This window comes from Vibrio iocasae (assembly GCF_042245395.1).
GTDB classification, from domain to species: Bacteria; Pseudomonadota; Gammaproteobacteria; order Enterobacterales; family Vibrionaceae; genus Vibrio; species Vibrio iocasae.
Genome location: NZ_CP145311.1, coordinates 2,487,286 through 2,505,480, shown reverse-complemented (window position 1 = coordinate 2,505,480; position 18,195 = coordinate 2,487,286). Strand labels below are relative to the sequence as shown.

At 43.9% G+C, this 18,195-nt stretch carries 16 protein-coding genes; 4 read left to right on the top strand and 12 right to left on the bottom strand.

Annotated features, from left to right (window positions below):
* Positions 1-339: 339 nt before the first annotated feature.
* Entirely contained in the window at positions 340-3,012 is a 2,673-nt protein-coding gene (gene adhE, locus SNR28_RS21150) for a bifunctional acetaldehyde-CoA/alcohol dehydrogenase (protein ID WP_375750686.1), read from the top strand.
* A gap of 116 nt (positions 3,013-3,128) precedes the next feature.
* Here the strand turns inward: adhE and SNR28_RS21145 are convergent, their stop codons facing one another.
* The 4 genes from SNR28_RS21145 to znuC all read right to left on the bottom strand — a co-directional run bounded on the left by SNR28_RS21145 (position 3,129) and on the right by znuC (position 6,200).
* Positions 3,129-3,809, bottom strand: a complete 681-nt coding sequence (locus SNR28_RS21145; RefSeq protein ID WP_375750684.1) for an SDR family oxidoreductase — start codon at positions 3,807-3,809, stop codon at positions 3,129-3,131.
* 243 nt (positions 3,810-4,052) lie between these two features.
* On the bottom strand, positions 4,053-4,556 hold the full coding sequence (locus tag SNR28_RS21140; protein ID WP_375750683.1) for a VC2046/SO_2500 family protein: 504 nt from the start codon (positions 4,554-4,556) through the stop codon (positions 4,053-4,055).
* An 80-nt stretch (positions 4,557-4,636) separates the two neighbouring features.
* A complete protein-coding gene (gene znuB / locus SNR28_RS21135) occupies positions 4,637-5,422 on the bottom strand; it encodes a zinc ABC transporter permease subunit ZnuB (protein ID WP_375750681.1) in 786 nt (261 codons plus the stop codon).
* Positions 5,415-6,200 carry a zinc ABC transporter ATP-binding protein ZnuC gene (gene znuC, locus SNR28_RS21130; protein WP_375750680.1) on the bottom strand — a complete coding sequence of 262 codons (786 nt, stop codon included), beginning with the start codon at positions 6,198-6,200 and terminating at the stop codon, positions 5,415-5,417. Before znuC ends, znuB begins: the two co-directional genes overlap by 8 nt.
* 96 nt (positions 6,201-6,296) lie before the next feature.
* On the opposite strand from znuC, the gene znuA reads away from it, so the two are divergent.
* Positions 6,297-7,175, top strand: coding sequence for a zinc ABC transporter substrate-binding protein ZnuA (gene znuA / locus SNR28_RS21125; protein WP_375754135.1), 879 nt, complete (start codon positions 6,297-6,299; stop codon positions 7,173-7,175).
* A 185-nt stretch (positions 7,176-7,360) separates the two neighbouring features.
* Positions 7,361-8,581, top strand: coding sequence for a helix-turn-helix transcriptional regulator (locus SNR28_RS21120; protein ID WP_375750678.1), 1,221 nt, complete (start codon positions 7,361-7,363; stop codon positions 8,579-8,581).
* A gap of 619 nt (positions 8,582-9,200) precedes the next feature.
* Here the strand turns inward: SNR28_RS21120 and SNR28_RS21115 are convergent.
* A complete protein-coding gene (locus tag SNR28_RS21115) occupies positions 9,201-9,635 on the bottom strand; it encodes an HIT domain-containing protein (protein WP_375750677.1) in 435 nt (144 codons plus the stop codon).
* 117 nt (positions 9,636-9,752) lie between these two features.
* Complete coding sequence (gene argS, locus SNR28_RS21110) at positions 9,753-11,486, bottom strand: arginine--tRNA ligase (protein ID WP_375750676.1); 1,734 nt, start codon at positions 11,484-11,486, stop codon at positions 9,753-9,755.
* Between the two features lie 205 nt (positions 11,487-11,691).
* Between argS and SNR28_RS21105 the strand changes: the two genes are divergently transcribed.
* Positions 11,692-12,288, top strand: coding sequence for a VOC family protein (locus tag SNR28_RS21105; protein WP_375750675.1), 597 nt, complete (start codon positions 11,692-11,694; stop codon positions 12,286-12,288).
* A gap of 53 nt (positions 12,289-12,341) precedes the next feature.
* Here the strand turns inward: SNR28_RS21105 and gloA are convergent, their stop codons facing one another.
* Genes gloA through rsxC form a run of 6 tightly spaced genes read right to left on the bottom strand, consistent with a single transcriptional unit; the run spans position 12,342 to position 18,194 of the window.
* On the bottom strand, positions 12,342-12,758 hold the full coding sequence (gene gloA / locus SNR28_RS21100; RefSeq protein WP_375750673.1) for a lactoylglutathione lyase: 417 nt from the start codon (positions 12,756-12,758) through the stop codon (positions 12,342-12,344).
* A gap of 14 nt (positions 12,759-12,772) precedes the next feature.
* Positions 12,773-13,414 (bottom strand): endonuclease III, encoded by a 642-nt coding sequence (nth, locus tag SNR28_RS21095; protein ID WP_375750672.1) that lies wholly within the window; start codon positions 13,412-13,414, stop codon positions 12,773-12,775.
* 49 nt (positions 13,415-13,463) lie between these two features.
* Positions 13,464-14,156: an electron transport complex subunit E gene (locus SNR28_RS21090; protein ID WP_375754134.1), complete on the bottom strand. Its 693-nt coding sequence runs from the start codon at positions 14,154-14,156 to the stop codon at positions 13,464-13,466.
* A complete protein-coding gene (gene rsxG, locus SNR28_RS21085) occupies positions 14,146-14,784 on the bottom strand; it encodes an electron transport complex subunit RsxG (protein WP_375750669.1) in 639 nt (212 codons plus the stop codon). The genes SNR28_RS21090 and rsxG overlap by 11 nt, the downstream gene beginning before the upstream one ends.
* Before the next feature lie 9 nt (positions 14,785-14,793).
* Complete coding sequence (gene rsxD / locus SNR28_RS21080; protein ID WP_375750667.1) at positions 14,794-15,840, bottom strand: electron transport complex subunit RsxD; 1,047 nt, start codon at positions 15,838-15,840, stop codon at positions 14,794-14,796.
* Positions 15,840-18,194 carry an electron transport complex subunit RsxC gene (gene rsxC / locus SNR28_RS21075; protein ID WP_375750666.1) on the bottom strand — a complete coding sequence of 785 codons (2,355 nt, stop codon included), beginning with the start codon at positions 18,192-18,194 and terminating at the stop codon, positions 15,840-15,842. The genes rsxD and rsxC overlap by 1 nt, the downstream gene beginning before the upstream one ends.
* Between the last annotated feature and the right edge of the window lies 1 nt (position 18,195).

The window sequence follows — 18,195 nt, the reverse complement described above, 5'->3', positions numbered from 1 at the left end:
GAAGTTGTATAAAAATGAAAGTTTTTTACACGACTTGTTGTTAAGTAAATTAATAATAATTCCAGAAAGTTTTATTTGCTCACGTTCTGCTCAATTTGTGTAAAGGCTTATAATACAGTTGGTTAGGGTTTGTTTTTCAAGTTGTCTAACCCAAAGGGATTAATTAAATTTTCATAACTGATCTGCGTCAATTTTTTTCATTGCGTGAAATATTATAATCAGTCCTGAAAACAATTTACTAAGTTTGTAGGGTTCTTTCATTTTTTCAAAAGGTTGTGAACTCAGTGACCTTACTAAATAGTTTTTAATTTTTAATTTTTATATTTATGGAGATTCATTATGCCTGTAACTAATATGGCTGAACTTGATGCTCTGGTAGCTCGCGTTAAAGCGGCTCAAGCAGAATTTGCTACATACTCTCAGGAGCAAGTAGACAAAATCTTCCGTGCAGCATCTCTTGCAGCTAACCAAGCTCGTATCCCTCTTGCTATGCAAGCTGTTGAGGAATCTGGCATGGGTATCGTGGAAGATAAGGTAATCAAAAACCACTTCGCTTCTGAATTCATCTACAACAAGTACAAAGACGAGCAAACTTGTGGCGTACTTGAAGAAGACGAAAACCTAGGTACTATCACTATCGCAGAACCTGTAGGTATCATCTGTGGTATCGTACCAACAACTAACCCGACTTCTACTGCGATCTTTAAGTCTCTTATCTCTCTAAAGACTCGTAACGGTATTATCTTCTCGCCACACCCACGCGCTAAGAACTCTACTAACGATGCAGCTAAGCTTGTTCTTGATGCAGCTATCGCAGCAGGCGCTCCAAAAGACATCATCGGTTGGATTGACCAGCCTTCTGTAGAGCTTTCTAACGGCCTAATGAAGCACGATGACATCGCTCTTATCCTTGCAACTGGTGGTCCAGGCATGGTTAAAGCAGCTTACTCTTCTGGTAAGCCAGCAATCGGTGTAGGTGCAGGTAACGTTCCTGTAGTTATCGATGAAACAGCTGACGTTAAGCGTGCTGTAGCATCTGTTCTTATGTCTAAGACTTTCGATAACGGTGTAGTTTGTGCTTCTGAGCAGGCTGTTATCGTACACAAAGACGTATACGAAGAAGTTAAAGAGCGTTTCGCTTCTCACAAAGCTCACGTTCTATCTAAAGCTGAAGCGAAGAAAGTTCGCGATATCATCCTTATCGAAGGCGCTCTTAACGCTAAGATCGTTGGTCAGCCAGCTCCAGCTATCGCTGAAATGGCAGGTATCAAAGTTCCAGCAGATACTAAAGTTCTAGTTGGTGAAGGTCTGGGTAAAGTTGCTTACGAAGACGCATTCGCTCACGAGAAACTATCTCCGCTACTAGGTATGTTCAAAGCTGACGATTTCGAAGACGCAGTTGCTCAGGCAGTAACTATGGTTGAAATCGGTGGTATCGGTCACACATCTGGCCTATACACAAACCAGGACACTAACGAAGACCGCATCAAGTACTTCGGCGACAAGATGAAGACTGCGCGTATCCTGATCAACATCCCTACTACTCACGGTGGTATCGGTGACCTGTACAACTTCAACGTTGCACCGTCTCTAACTCTTGGTTGTGGTTCTTGGGGTGGTAACTCTATCTCAGAGAACGTTGGTCCTAAGCACCTAATCAACAAGAAAACTGTAGCTAAGCGAGCTGAAAACATGTTGTGGCACAAACTACCTAAGTCTATCTACTTCCGCCGTGGTAGCCTTCCAATCGCTCTTGGCGACCTAGAAGGTAAGAAGCGTGCATTCCTTGTAACTGACCGTTTCCTATTCAACAACGGTTACGCTGACGATGTAGTTAGCCTGCTTAAAGCACAAGGCATGGAAGTTCAGGTATTCTTCGACGTAGAAGCAGATCCAACTCTATCTGTTGTACGTAAAGGTGCTGAAATGATGCAGAGCTACCAGCCAGACGTAATTCTTGCTCTAGGTGGTGGTTCTCCAATGGATGCTGCTAAGATCATGTGGGTAATGTACGAGCACCCAGAAACAGCGTTCGAAGAACTAGCGATGCGATTCATGGATATCCGTAAGCGTATCTTCAAGTTCCCTAAAATGGGTCAGAAAGCTGAGCTTGTATGTATCACTACTACTTCAGGTACTGGTTCAGAAGTTACTCCATTCGCTGTTGTTACAGACGACGAGACTGGTGCTAAGTACCCACTAGCTGACTACGAGCTAACTCCTCAGATGGCTATCGTTGATGCTAACCTAGTAATGAACATGCCTAAGTCTCTAACAGCGTTCGGTGGTTACGATGCAGTAACTCACGCACTAGAAGCTTACGTATCTGTTCTTGCTAACGAATACTCTGACGGTCAGGCTCTTCAGGCTCTTAAGATGCTTAAAGAATACCTACCTTCAAGCTACGCGAACGGTGCTAACGACCCAATCGCTCGTGAGAAAGTACACAACGCAGCAACTATCGCTGGTGTTGCATTTGCGAACGCATTCTTGGGTGTGTGTCACTCAATGGCTCACAAGATCGGTGCTGAGTTCCACCTACCACACGGTCTTGCTAACGCACTACTTATTGCTAACGTTGTACGTTACAACGCTAACGACAACCCAACTAAGCAAACTGCGTTCTCTCAGTACGACCGTCCACAAGCACGTCGTCGTTACGCTGAAGTAGCTGACCACCTAGGTCTTTCTCAGGCGGGTGACCGTACTGCTCAGAAGATCGAGCGTCTACTAGCATGGCTAGACGAGCTTAAGACTAACCTTGATGTGCCTAAGTCTATCCAGGAAGCTGGTGTTTCTGAAGCAGACTTTATGGCTAAGGTTGACGAGCTATCTGTAGAAGCGTTCGATGACCAGTGTACTGGTGCGAACCCTCGTTACCCTCTAATCTCTGAGCTTAAGGAAGTTCTGATTGCTTCTTACTTCGGTAAGCCGTACGTTGAAGGTGAAACTTTCGAAGGTACGACAGTAATCAAGAAAAAAGCTGACCAGAAGCCAGCTGAGAAGAAGTAATTCGAACTCGAAAGAGTAAGAATGAAGTTATGAGATCTTTTCGCTAGCACGATCGTCTCATAAGACAAAAGCCCTATCACTTGATAGGGCTTTTTGCTATTTGTAGGAAAGTAACTCTATACCTCGGCCGAGACGACTCTACCGCTGAAATAATCGTTCGACACGATGTATTCTGTATTTCTTATCAACTCATCATTTAACTCAGACCAATGTAACGATTCGTCATTTGCGGAATGAGAAAGCGAAGGCACGACCCCACCTACACGAATATTGAACTGATTGAGTTCTTTTGCCCAACTTTTTGTCATCCCGGAAACAATGGAAGAGGCGTTATCGATACCTAGGGTATCTTTGTTGTCACATAGAGACAGAATATTAACAATGACACCATTCTTTTCGTGGTCGCGCATTTGCAGAGCACAGGCTTGTCCATAGTTAAATAAAGATGAGGCAAACTTAGCGTAGGTTTCAGAAAAATCACTTCCGTTCACATCACTGGTTAAAGTAGGAAATGGATTGCTTGGCCAGTAGTTGATCAAGACATCTATACCGTTTGAATACTTATCGGAAACAAAGTGGAGCAACTCCTGAACGCTATGGTCAGAGTGATCAGGTAAAAGAAAGTCGCTTATGTTATCCGAGATGGATTTGCATCGTTCACTTACCTCTTTCAGTTTATTCTCGTCAGTGTCAGATAGGATGATGTTCGCCCCTAAACGAGCAAAGTGATTGGCCAGAATTCCTCCAAGTGGGGAACCTGCTGATGTGATGAGTACGACCGAGTTATTAATATCCATAAACACTACCAATTCTGTGAACAACTGACTGAGCTATAAGTGGCTGAAATAAAAGCCTGAGTGGAACATAATGTTTTTCTTTTAGAATAATATTGGTAGGAATACTGCGTTTAAGTTGTGAAAGGCATCATGAAAGGAGGAACTGACTGTCTACCAAAGTGGTAGATTTAGGGCTGCTTCACATTTAGATGTGGAATAAGAAATGAAATCGCACAAAAGTTAGACGGGTTGATCAGATCTTATTTAGACCTGAGCATTAATCTGACTGGTGCGGTTAGCTACTACCAACTTATGATATAAGTCGTTTGTGTCCATAGGGGAAATCGGCTTATTGGCCGCTAATTTTTGCTCTCGCTCAGACAAGTTTCGATAGACATCTTCCCCCAACCCTTGCGTGTTTTCAGCAACATAGGCCAATGCGTCAGGGCATAACCCGTTTTGCAGACGGGCACTTTCAATACCGCCAGAATGGAAGTTGTGAGAAATAGCTGCGCCTTTCGAATAGGTTTCTTTACTAGAACTGAGTGGCTGAGAAGGGTTAACACCTAGTCTGATTCGAATGTCATTCTCGGAATCAACGGTAGTATCGAGGTACTCAATGGGTTCAATTTCGCGAGCATCTCCGGAAAGCATCGCCAACAGTAGAGCAAAATCAGAACGATTGCCAAGTTCAACAGCATTATTTATCTGGCTGCCAAAATTGAGCTCGTTTATCTGAATATCAGCGATAGCTTCCTGAACTTGCATTACCTGTGAAACACTTTCCGGTGGAGATACTTATGTATCGTCCCACCGGACAGTTTCTTTAATGTTATTTCGCTGGTAAATCAGATCTTTTGAGGTTTGAACTGGCTCAATATGAAGAAACCTGCTGCGCTGATAACAACAGATGGCCCGGCAGGTGTGTCGTACTGCCACGAGAGGGCAATACCGCATAGGACTGAAACCGCACCGATAGCGGATGCCAACGCAACCATTTGTTCTGGATTTCGCGCAAATCTGCGGGCAGTTGCCGGAGGGATAATTAACAGAGAAGTAATGATGAGCGCACCGACGAACTTCATACCAACGGCAATCACAATCCCGACTAACAGCATGAGAACCAAACGAATCAAATCGACATTGAGCCCCTCTACGGCGGCCAGTTCTTCACTGACTGTTGTCGATAGCAGTGGTTTCCATAGCAGGAATAAAATCGTAGAAACAACAACGACACCAGCAAAAATAAACGTCAGATCTTCGGGTGTAACAGCAAGCAAATCACCAAACAAATAGCTCATTAAATCGATACGTACGTTGTCTAGTAGGCTAATCGCCACCATGCCTAAAGATAAAGAGCTGTGCGCAAGAATACCCAATAGAGTATCTGTACCCACAACAGATTTCCTTTGCAGTGCAACCAAAATAACAGCGATGGCTAAGCAACAGACAACAAGTGCCGCGTATAGGTTCACGTCCAATAAAAAACCTAAAGAAATACCCAGCAGAGAAGCATGAGCTAAAGTGTCGCCAAAGTAGGCCATTTTACGCCAGACGACAAAAGAACCCAGCGGGCCAGAAATAATGGCTATACCAAGGCCAGCCAAAATAGCGGGGAGAAGAAACTCAATCATGATGGTGCCCGTGGTTGTGATTACCGCAAGATTCAATATCACCCTCTACTGGATTTCCGGAGAGATCGTGATGATGCCTATGACCGTGACTATAAAAGGCAAGAGATTTGTCTGCGATGTTTCCACCAAACATAGATACATAAGATGGGTGAGAGGCGACATGATCTGGCGTGCCAGAGCAACAAACATGATGATTAATACAGATAACATTGTCTGTTTTTGCCATCACTAAATGTAAATCGTGAGAAACCATGAGTATCGCGCAGTTAAAACGGTGTCGGATGGACTCAATCAGGTTGTACAGGTCGATTTGCCCTTGAACGTCTACTCCCTGAGCTGGTTCATCTAGTACCAATAGGGAAGGGCGTCTTAGCAGTGCGCGCGCAATCAAAACTCGCTGACTCTCTCCACCCGATAACGCATGCATATTCGATTTTAGCAGGTGCTCTGCCCCTACCAGTTTTAATGCATCAATTCTCTCTTGTTCGCTATACTTGCCAGCCAGTTTTAGAAAACGGTTTACATCCAGAGGGAGCGATTCGTTTAGCTTAAGTTTCTGAGGAACATAACCAATCGTGAGCTTTTTTGATTTCTCTACTTTTCCTGAGTAGTTTTTGTTTAGGCCAAGAAGCACCTTAACCAAAGTAGATTTACCTGCTCCATTCGGACCAATAAGAGTGGTAATTTCTCCCTGCTTTAATTCCAGACTGATGGAATCCAGAGCTTTCCTTTCTCCAAATGTAACATTAATTTCAGTCATTCTGACTAAAGTAGTCATGAATAATTCTCATTTACGAACAAAAGTGTGATAATATAACATTTATGCGCTTTTGATTCTACACGGAGTTTTACATTGAATAAACTAATTAAACTGATGATTGCGTTAGTGCTCATCCCTTTCCCAGCTTTAGCTGATCAGCTTAATGTTGCTGTTAGTGTTAAACCTATTCAGTTCATTGTGCATGAGATTACGCAAGGAACGGCAGAGTTAGATCTTATTGTTACAGCCAATGCTTCTCCACATGATTACGCACTTAGACCATCTGATGTTAAGAAGATAAAGAATTCAGACTTGGTTATTTGGTTTGGACCTGAGCTGGAACCATTTTTAGAAAAAGTTCTTTCGAACCAGCCTCAATCCCTTCAGTTAAGCAAAGATAAGAGACTCGCTCTTAGAGAGTTTGGTAGCGGTCACGCTCATGGTCATGAGGGACATGGTCATGACCACGGTACTCATGATCCTCACGTATGGTTAGGTCCGGATCAGTCTAAGCAGATTGCAAAAATAGTCACTGACAAGCTTTCTGATATTGATCCAGAAAATAAAACAAACTATCAAAACAACTATCAGCAATTTGTAACAGAGCTTGAGCAAACACTAGCAGATATTACAAAGCAGTTAGAGCCAGTAAAGAGTCAAGGCTACTACGTTTTTCATGATGCGTACGGCTACTTTGAAGAATACTTCTCATTGAACAATCTAGGGCAGTTTACGGTTTCTCCAGAGCGAAAACCAGGCGCTAAGACACTGATCAACATAAAGAAAACGTTGAAAACCGGAGAGGTCAAGTGCGTTTTCTCTGAACCTCAGTTTAAGCCTTCTATTATTACATCCGTGACAAGAGGGACCGATGTTGGGATAGGGGTTCTTGATCCGTTAGGGACAGATATTCCGGTTGGAAAATCGAGTTACTCTACTTTTCTGAAAAGTATGTCTGATAGCTTATATGGCTGCTTATCAGTTAATAAATAAGCGCTTTATTTAGTTTGCATATGCGACAAGTGACATTCATAACGACTTGTCGCAATGCTTACCAAAAATTTACGTTACGTTACTTATTCGCTGTTTGAATTCTTCAACTGATCGCATACCCTTTCTCCCGCTTGGTTAGTCCCGGAGCACCTCATTCCCCTCGTATCCCGGCCCGGAGTTAAAGTTTGCGTAATAGTTACCTGATAGGTTCATTTGTCGTTTTTTTAGGTACTTTGCTTGCTATATACACAGCAACTCACTTAGATGAGAACTCAGTATTAGTCTTTACTGTTACGCTTGTTGCGATTAACTTTGTCGGGTCAGTTATCTTTGCAAAAAAGTCTATTGATATTAATCGTAACCTAGAAACCCGAATAAAAAACAGAGAGCTCCAATTTGTAAAACAAAGAGAGAGTCTCTCGGAGTACAACAATCAGCTTAGAAAAAAACTGACTGTTCGCTCAATTTACACAAACAATATCGTTCAGCAAGCCAAGCAACTGAGCGAGCAACCGATAGAGTCCTCTCTCAGCCCTGAGCTTCTTAAGATCAAATCACAGCTTAGAGTTAGCTTTGACAGCATTTTAGCGTTGGAATCAGATTTTTGTGATGAAAACGGATATGTCAAAGTTGACCTTGTCTCCTTGGTTAACGCTGTCATCGATGCCTGGCGGGCTGAATTCAAAGAGGTGGGTGTTGATGTTCGGTTGATGATGGAAACGGATGACCTTTTTATCAAAGCCAAATGCGTCAATATCGACGATCTCTTAAACCAGCTTATCACCCATATTTATAATTGCAGTTATGTAAGCCAAGAGATAGATGTCCGGATCCGGCAGAACAATGGGCGATTAGTCGTCTGTTTTGTCGATAGTAATTGGCAGATTAGACAATCAGAGGTGAATACTACAAGTTTTGGTTCTCTCAATAGCACTCAGTTTATTCAGAAAATGGTTGAGGACAGTGGTGGTCGCTACCAACTTATCTCGAATGACTTGTCCAATGAAATCGTGGTCTCTTGGAGTCTTTGGAACTCAACTGAGAGCCTGGATGACGACGAAGCGCAAGACAAGTGGTTGCGTAAAGTGATGAAGCTAATTGATGAACGTTATCATGAACCTGAGTTTAGCACCTCATCAGCATCGAAGTGCTTGTTCTTGTCGGAAAGAAGTTTGCAACGAAAGTTCAAAAGCCTCACTCAACAGACTTTTACTGAGTACCTCACGCAAGTTCGTCTAAAAAATGCGTGCGGCCTTTTAAAAAATGGTCACAAGGTCTGCGACGTTGCTATGAACACTGGATTTAACGATCCTTCCTACTTTAGTCAGAAATTCCGAAACCACTATGGTGTCTCACCATCCAAGTATTGCTTTCAATCCGGCTCAGAGATGCAGGGTATGAGTTAAATAACAGTACCTTAGATATCTGTCTCACAGCATATTTCAGAGACGTCTGACCCCAAGATAATTCCTTTTATCTGAATGTCCTCTTACACATCACGTTGGTTGCTTATAAGCTAGCGAAGGGCTCATATTGCGTATTGGTTGTTTAACCCGTGCATTGCGATGATAGCCCTATTAGCGTTGCCATATAAAGCTTGGTGGGTTTACTGGAGAGTAGTAAAAGGAGACTCAGAAGCAAAAAAAAACGTGGTATAGCCGGGGGACCATACCACGGGTGTCAAGGACACCTTCGCTTGCTGCCGGAGTGACATAGCTAGCGCCATGTCACTTCTGGAATTCGTTGGGAGGAGCGTTCCTCGGTATGGGAGTTACTATATGTGGATCGGTTAAAATTCTCTATGAGATACACGCCAATCGGTTATGACAAATACGACAAAAAATTTACCGTACAATAAATGAACGACATGTCTTAATTGACGCTTTTGACAGGGTTGTTTTGACTGAATTGACGCAATAAACCTAGACGGGTTGGACTCGAAAGAGAGCACCTCCAGTAACAACCAATACTCTTGGGTTAGACAAGAGTATCTTGGACGCGTGTATGAGGTTTTTATCTAAATTACTAAGCAGAGATAAAGTGGAAAGAGCGATCTCTGCTCAGTTCTTCTCTAAGTTGAGTCGTAAGAATTTTTTGGTGCTCCTCACTTCGGTCAACACCACTTGTGTTTTCCCAGATAGTTCCAGGCCAGGCATCATCCGATACGTATCTCGCAACATGGTGAACATGTAACTGGGGGACAAGGTTGCCAATGGTTGCGATGTTCATTTTGTCTGGAGAAAACAAATGTTCCATCGCCTTACATACATACTGACTTTCGATGAGATATTGGTGCTGGTTTTCTATAGGCAGTTGATATAACTCTCTGATACCTTCAACCTTTGGAACCAGAATTACCCAGGGCACACTGTTGTCCTTACAAAGCAGCACCGAGCACAACGGTAGCTCTCCGATCAGAGTTGATGTTAGCTGCAGTCTTGGGTGCAGGGTAAAGGACATCTATTTTCCTATTTATAATTATCCAGTTAGCTAAGCTTCACTTTAACTTTAATCTATAAAAAAAGCATCCTTAGGAAGGATGCTTTTTGAAGAAATAAACCTAGAGGGTAAGTATGGTTACATACGTTCTAGTGTATCGATACCTAGCAGGGACAAACCTTGTTTGATGGTTTTTGCTGTCAGTGCAGCAAGTTTCAGACGGCTCTGCTTAACAGCTTCATCTTCAGCAACAAGGATTGGGCACGCTTCGTAGAAGCTTGAGAACTGACCCGCTAGCTCGAATAGGTAACCACACATGATATGAGGCTGACCTTCACGAGCAACCGCCTGAACCGCTTCTTCAAACTGTAGAAGTTTAGCAATCAGTGCCTTCTCTTTAGCGTCTGTGATTTGGATTTCACCAGTCAGGTCGCTCATTGAGATACCTGCTTTCGCAAATACAGAAGCAACACGAGTATAGGCATATTGCATATAAGGCGCAGTATTACCTTCAAACGCCAGCATGTTGTCCCAGTCGAAGATGTAGTCGGTAGTACGGTGCTTAGAAAGATCCGCATACTTAACCGCTGCCATTGCGACTGTGTTTGCAATCGTCTTCTTCTCTTCAGATTCTAGATCAGGGTTTTTGCTTTCAATCAGTTTAAGCGCACGATCTTCAGCTTCATCAAGTAGATCAGCAAGGCGAACAGTTCCGCCAGCACGAGTTTTGAATGGTCGGCCATCTTTGCCTAGCATCATTCCGAATGCGTGGTGTTCGAGTGTTACTTCTTCAGGCACGTAGCCAGCTTTACGAACAATTGTCCACGCTTGCATCAGGTGCTGATGTTGACGCGAATCGATGAAGTAAAGAACGCGGTCTGCACCAATCGTTTCGTAGCGATATTTTGCACACGCGATATCGGTTGTTGTATATAAGAAGCCGCCGTCGCGTTTCTGGATGATAACACCCATAGGCTCGCCATCTTTGTTCTTGTACTCGTCAAGAAAAACAACTTGAGCGCCATCGTCTTCCTGTGCAAGACCTTTGTCTTTCAGGTCAGCAACGATGCCAGGTAGCATGTCGTTATACATGCTCTCGCCCATCACATCATCACGAGACAGGGATACATTCAGGCGGTCGTAGTTACGCTGATTCTGAATCATCGTGATATCAACCAGCTTCTTCCACATCTCTGCACAGTACTCGTCGCCACCTTGTAGTTTCACTACATAGTTACGCGCGCGTGCTGCAAACTCTTCATCTTCGTCATAAAGCTTTTTAGATTCGCGGTAGAAAGCTTCCAGATCAGAAAGCTCCATTGATACTTCGCCAGACTCTTGTTGAACTCGCTCCAGGTTAGCGATAAGCATACCGAACTGAGTACCCCAGTCACCGATGTGGTTAGCTCTAACAACCTTGTGCCCAAGGAACTCAAGAGTTCGAACAACGGCATCACCGATAATGGTTGAACGTAGGTGACCAACGTGCATTTCTTTCGCTACGTTTGGAGCAGAGTAGTCTGCAACGATGGTTTTAGTTTCTTCTTTTGCAACGCCCAGGCGCTCGTCAGAAAGTGAAGCTTCTGCAGCGTTTGCCAAAAACTCTTCGCTAAGAAAGATGTTGATAAAGCCCGGACCAGCAATTTCCGTTTTTCTTGCAATTCCATCTAAATCCAGAACATCCAGTACCTTCTGCGCGAATTCTCGGGGATTAGTACCTAGCTTTTTCGCTACTCCCATTACACCGTTTGCCTGGTAATCACCAAACTGTGGTTTTGCAGATTGACGAACAGCAGCAGGGCTTCCTGCTGGTGCGCCTGCGGCTTCTAGAGCCTGAGATACTTTGTCATTAATCAGCGCTTGGATATTCACTCGTGTTTCCTTCAATTTCTGGAAATGTATAGCTATGCAAAAAAATGGCGCGAAAAAGGGGCCTTATGCATTTCTAATGTAATAAAAAATGGGGTTAATGATAACAAGTAACGAAACGTACTAATAGATAAGATAAAGTAATTTTTCTACTTTTTTCTTTGTTGTTGGTACTATCATGCATCCATGTTTAAAACGGAATAACAATATGAGCAGTAGTCTGTCAAATAAACGCCTACTTCCTGAACAAATGTTGGAAGATCTTTCCGAATTTTGTCTGAAAATAGAGTCGCTTGCGCAAGATATTGGCGTTGATGTATCCGAACTGGTTCCCGACCATGTTGCCTTAAGAATTAATGATCAGAATAGTGCAGAGCAGGCGCACACCGAATGGAAAAACTACGGTAGAGAGATTTCTAATGCGACCATCAATGGGCGCCCAATTATTGTTATTGAACTGAGCAGGAAACCAACCCTGTTTAGCCATGAGGTTGAATGTTTGGAGTTACCATTTCCTGCAAAAGGAAAGTATTATCCTCAAGAAGGTTGGGAACATGTTGAGTTTGTTGTTCCGTCAGAAGCATCAAATGCAGATGATTTTCTGGAAGAGTTAAAGGACAAGTTTCCCGTATTAGCAGAACGTTGGAGCGTTTTTGAAGAGTCAGGGATCAAGACTAAGCTTTCCAGTCCTAAAGGAGAGGGCGAACGGTTACCTAATCCTACTGTGGCTTTTAAGAAGAATGGAGTATGTATCAAGCTTCATCCGTGGTCACTTAAGCAGGTTGTTGAGTCTGAAGCAGAGTAAAGCGGAAGCATGGAGAGAAGCGGCCATCTTTAGAGAGCCGCTTACTTTTGGGTTTAACCTTCCAGGCCAGAAGTCGCTGACTTATTTTGAATAAGTTCAATCATGTAGCCGTCTGGGTCTTTTACGAATGCAATTTCAGTTGTACCACCTTTTACAGGGCCTGGTTCGCGAGTCACGATACCACCCGCAGCTTTAATTGCATCACAGGTTGAGTAGATATCATCGAAGCCAAGAGCAATGTGGCCGAATGCGTTACCTAAATCGTACTCTGAGGTTCCCCAGTTGTACGTTAACTCAATGACTGAGCCTTCTGACTCATCTCCAAATCCAACAAATGCAAGTGTATATTCATACTGTTTATTTTCGTTGGTTCTTAGCAGTTTCATACCCATAACCTTGGTATAAAACTCAATAGATTTTTCCAGATTTCCCACGCGTAGCATGGTGTGTAGAACACGACCTTTAGACATGTTTAGATCTCCCTTTAATTGTCTGGATAGACTTTGTCTTTAAACTCACATAAATCTTCAATAATACAGCTACCACAGCGTGGTTTTCTGGCGATGCAGGTATAACGCCCGTGCAAGATAAGCCAGTGATGCACATCCAGTTTGAACTCTTTTGGTACGACCTTAAGAAGTTTGTTCTCAACGTCATCCACTGTTTTACCCATTGCGAATTTTGAGCGATTTGAAACACGGTAGATATGCGTGTCCACTGCAATAGTTGGCCAACCAAAGGCTGTGTTGAGTACAACGTTAGCTGTTTTGCGTCCTACCCCTGGTAGTGCTTCAAGTGCTTCTCTGTTTTCAGGAACTTCACTGTTGTGCTTTTCAATAAGAATTTTACAAGTCTTAATGACGTTCTCTGCTTTAGAGTTAAACAGCCCGATTGTTTTGATGTACTCCTTAACGCCATCAACACCCAACGCCAAGATATCTTCAGGTGTGTTCGCGACAGGGTACAGTTTATCTGTGGCCTTGTTTACGCTTACATCTGTTGCCTGAGCAGACAACAATACTGCAATTAGCAATTCAAACGGTGTATTCCAGTTGAGCTCCGTTTCCGGATTTGGGTTGTTATCCCTCAACCGCTTGAGAATTTCTACTCTCTTTGTATTGTTCATTTGAGCTGACTTCCAGTGACTTTGCTATTTAATAATTAGTAGTTAGTAATTAGTTTGTGACTCTGGCTCTTTCTATAACTGCTTTTTCTTCTTTTGGCTTGCGAGCTTCCATTTTCGAGTCGATGATATTTTTAAAAGCGATCAAAAATCCAACACCAATAAACGCCCCTGGTGGTAGCAGAGCCAATAAGAAGTTGTTTGTAACTTCAAATACTTCTATTCGAAGCACGGCAGCCCAATCACCAAGCAGCAGGTCAGCACCATCGAACAGAGTTCCGTTACCTAATACTTCACGCATTGCTCCCAATACGACAAGCACCGATGTCATGCCAAGGCCCATCCAAAGTCCGTCTAATACGGCTGGTAATGGTTCATTGCTGGCCGCATATGCTTCTGCTCGTCCAAGAATGATGCAGTTCGTTACAATTAGAGGCACAAAAATACCCAAGGACAGATACAGTCCGTATGCATATGCGTTCATCAATAACTGAACACAGGTTACGAGAGCGGCGATAATCATGACAAATACAGGGAGTCGAATCTCTTTTGGCACGTAATCACGCACTAAAGATACAGTGAGATTCGAAAACACTAGTACAAGTGTGGAAGCAATACCGAGCCCAAGTGCATTGGTTACCGTTGATGAAACCGCAAGTAAAGGACACAAACCTAATAACTGAACCAGCGCAGGGTTGTTCTTCCACATCCCATTAGTAATCAGTTCTTTATGTTCATTTGTCATCATTTCCTCCACAGTTCAGTGGTTGAGCAAGAATATCGTCACGATTTTGCTGGAAGTGACTCACTGCCTTTTTCACTGCTTTAACAACAGCTCTAGGAGTGATCGTTGCACCAGTAAACTGATCAAACGAACCACCATCTTTTTTTACCTGCCAGTCTTGCAGGTTTTCATTCGTAACGGTTTTTCCATTAAAGCTTAGTATCCAGTCGGTAATTCGAGTATCGATTTTGTCACCAAGCCCAGGCGTTTCATTGTGAGCCAGAACTCGAGTACCAGTTATAACACCATCGATATCCATTCCTACAATGAGCTTAATCGAGCCATTGTAACCATCTGGTGCGATGGCTTGGACTGCTATGCCACTTGGCTGATTGTTTAGTTCTGCTATATAGGCAGGCATAGGATCGGCAGAACCCAATGATTCCGACTCAATTAGAGTGCAAGCTTTGTACAGTTCGTTATCGTGCAGACTGTCAGGAATGACCTCACTAAGCTGTGCTATTAACTGGTTTCGTTCCTGCTCTGCAATTTTATCTACGGTCAGATAGTTTGTGATAGCAACAAGACCTGTCGAGGCACAGGCGAACAATGCCAATGTTGCTCCGTTATTTTTGATTGCGGTTAACATAACTCTCCCTTAATGCCCGTATGTTCTTGGTTTTGTATAATGGTCGATTAAAGGAACCGCCATGTTCGCAATAAGTACGGAGAAAGCTACACCGTCAGGAAAACCACCCCAGGTTCTGATTATGTAGATGAGAATACCAATCAAAGCACCAAAGATAAGTCTCCCTTTTACCGTAGTGGCTGCTGTGACAGGATCAGTAGCGATAAAGAACGCCCCTAACATGGTTGCGCCAGACAACAAATGTAAGAGAGGGGAAGCTGTTGCTCCCGGAAGTAGAAAATAGAATAAGGTGCTCACTGCCAGTAAGCCGCCCAGAATGCCTGCCGGAATGTACCACTGGATAACTCTGGCTTTAATCAACACTAAGCCACCAATGAGATAGGCTAAGTTCACGGCATTCCAACCTAATCCACCGAGCAAAGTAAACTGCTTACCCTGATAAATTTCTGTAACAGATAAGCCTTGTCCAGCGCCGGTTTTGAATGCATCAAGTGGCGTTGCCATTGTAATACCATCTATGCTGGTACGTACTTGCTGCAGTGAAAAACCATCGTCGTCGAACCCTGTGAAAATCAGCTTCCAGGCATCATATAGGCTACTATCACTCGGACTGATTGATTCAGGGGACATCCAACTGGTCATCTGAACAGGGAATGAGATAAGTAGCACCACGTAAGCAATCATGGCTGGGTTGAATGGATTCTGACCTAATCCTCCATACAGATGTTTGGCGATTACGATGGCGAAAAACAGACCTATTACTAAGATCCACCAAGGTGATAGTGGTGGTATGGCGATAGCTAACAACACGGCCGTCACGAACACGCTAACGTCACTCAAAGCTGCTACAGGAGAGCGCTTACGAAGTAACATAACTGTGGCTTCCATAAGTCCAGCGGCTACGACTGCAAGCAAGATCTGTATTAAGGTTCCCCAACCAAAGTAGTAGGTTTGAGCTGCGATACCTGGTATCGCCGCCAAAATTACCCACTTCATTAGATCCACAGTGCTTTTTTTACTATGGGCATGTGGAGAGCTGGCGATGAAAAATGACACTAGTTGTTTTCCTCGTTAGCTTGTTTGTTCTTTTCCGCGGCTAGTTTTTTAGCCTTGGCTCTTGCGATAGCAGCAGCCACAGCGGCTTTCTTTTTATCTTCAGGAGACTCTTCGGCTTCTGATTGTTCAGCTTCAATAGGCTCAGCTTGAGCTTCCTGATTAGCCTGCTTCTTCGCTTTAGCTCTTGCGATAGCAGCAGCCACAGCAGCTTTCTTTTTATCTTCTGGAGACGCTTCGGCTTCTGGTTGCTCAGCTTCAACTGGCTCAGATGGTTCTTCCTGCTTAGCTTGCTTTTTCGCTTTAGCTCTTGCGATAGCAGCAGCTACAGCGGCTTTCTTTTTGTCTGCTGGAGATTCATTGCTTTCTGGTTGCTCAGCTTCAACTGGCTCAGATGGTTCTTCCTGCTTAGCTTGCTTTTTCGCTTTAGCTCTTGCGATAGCAGCAGCTACAGCGGCTTTCTTTTTGTCTGCCGGAGATTCATTGCTTTCTGTTTGCTCAGCTTCAACTGGCTCAAATGGTTCTTCCTGCTTAGCTTGCTTCTTCGCTTTAGCCCTCGCGATAGCAGCAGCAATAGCTGCCTTCTTGTCGTCTTTGTTTTCTGATTCTGAGGGACTAGCGTTCGCTTCTTGAGCCGCTTTTTCTGCTTTTCTCTCGCGTGCTTGCTGTTTTCTCTCTTCTCTGAGCTTATTCATTTCAGCGTTGTCAGGTTCTGCATTACCACCAGATTTTGCGGCGGCTTGCTTCGCTTTTGCACGCGCAATCGCAGCTGCTACTGCTGGTTTAGGAGAGTCCTTCTCTGGTTCCAGAGCTGTTTTCTGGGCTTTGACACGAGCAATTGCGGCAGCAACAGCATCACCATCGCCTGACTTTTGCATGTTCTTACGACGATCATCAGCCGCTTTCTTAAACTTGTTCTCGCGCTCTGCTTTATCTCGTTCAAGACGAGCTTTCTTCTCTTCAAAACGTTGTTTAGCGCGTTCCGCTGCTTCTGCCTCTTGCTTGGCGGAGCGAATTTCAGCTTTCGACTGGCGATAATATTGAACGAGTGGTATTTCACTTGGACAGACGTAGGCACATGCACCGCACTCAATACAGTCAGCGATATTTAGCTCTTCGCACTTGTCATAATCTTTATCTTTCGAGTACCAAAGCATTTGCTGTGGTAATAGTGTTGCAGGGCATACTTCTGCGCACTGTCCACATCGAATGCAAGCCAGTTCGTTACGCTTGGGTGCGAACTCTTTACGAGTAGGGGCCAGAATGCAGTTGGATATTTTAGTGATCGGTACTTCATCAGTAGGCAGTGTGAAACCCATCATAGGACCACCCAGAATGAGTCTTGGATGCTTTTTCTCTGCGTGATAGTCAAATTGCTTCAGAAGATCTCTGACTGGTGTACCAATTCTCGCCCAAACATTTCTTGGCTGACGGAACGCGTTACCCGTTAAAGTAACAACACGTTCGATGAGCGGTTCATGGTTTATAACCGCTCTTTTTATAGCGTAAAGAGAGCCCACGTTTTGGACCAAAACACCGACATCAGCAGGAATTCCACCTTTCGGTACTTCCTTATTAGTGAGAATTTTAATGAGCTGCTTTTCACCACCGGAAGGATACTTTGTTGGTATCGCTCTGATGACCAAATTGTTCTGATTCAGAGATGCGTCCTGAAGTGCTTTCAGAGCTTCTGGTTTGTTGTCCTCAATGCCAATGACAACTAACTTAGGCTTTAGAATTTGCTCAACAATATTAATGCCCTGAATGAGTTCTTCAGCATGCTCACGCATAAGCATGTCGTCGGCGGTAATATAAGGTTCACACTCTGCCGCGTTTACGATCAGGACTTCTGTCTTGGCTAAACCAGACTGAATTTTTCTAGCTGTAGGGAAACCAGCACCACCCATGCCCGCTATTCCGGCATGTCGGATAATTTCGATGATGTCATCTGTCGCTATCTCAGAAGGATTTCGCGCTTCAGCGTTTGCTATCGAATCGTGCCACTGATCCTCGCCATCGGATTGAAGAACGATGCTTACTTCTTTCAGGCCGGATGGGTGAGCAGTGACTCGTGGCTCAATAGCTGTAATCGTACCCGATGTGGGAGCGTGTAATGGCAGCATAAAACTGGCGGTAAATCGGGTTAGCTCCTGACCTTTTTTAACTTTATCACCCACTTTTACTGTGAGATCACCTGGTCGGCCGATATGTTGCTTAATAGGAAGAATTAGCTCAGATGGAACATCCGCTTTTACAATTTGCTTGGTTGTCGACTGCTGTTTGTTCTCAGGTGGGTGAACACCACCATGAAAGGTCCAAAGAGAGCCATGACGAATTTGTTGAATAAGTGATGACATT